General features: G+C 64.9%; 1 protein-coding gene. It reads right to left on the reverse strand.

What is annotated here, in order from left to right; all coding sequences use genetic code 11:
* A partial coding sequence (locus tag SCA31_RS25200) for an IclR family transcriptional regulator C-terminal domain-containing protein (RefSeq protein ID WP_410699669.1) occupies positions 1-242 on the reverse strand: 242 nt, incomplete at both ends.

Consider the following 242-nt stretch of genomic DNA (forward strand, 5'->3'; position numbering starts at 1 on the left):
GCGGCAACCTCGCCCTTGAAATCCCGGATGGGAGCGGCGAGGGAATACAGGCCGGGTTCGGCTTCCTCGTCAACTATGGAGTAGCCACGGGCGCGGGAGGTCCTGAGGCGGTCCAGGAAGTCATCCACGGAGCGGGGGGTGTTGGGTCCATGCTTCAGGAACTCCACGGATTCGAAGACTTTGCGGACCTCGTGGTCGGGCGTATCCCATAGCAGGGCCTGGCCGGCGTCGCTGCAGTAGGC

The organism is Chryseobacterium sp. SIMBA_028 (genome assembly GCF_046535285.1).
Taxonomy (GTDB): Bacteria; Bacteroidota; Bacteroidia; order Flavobacteriales; family Weeksellaceae; genus Chryseobacterium.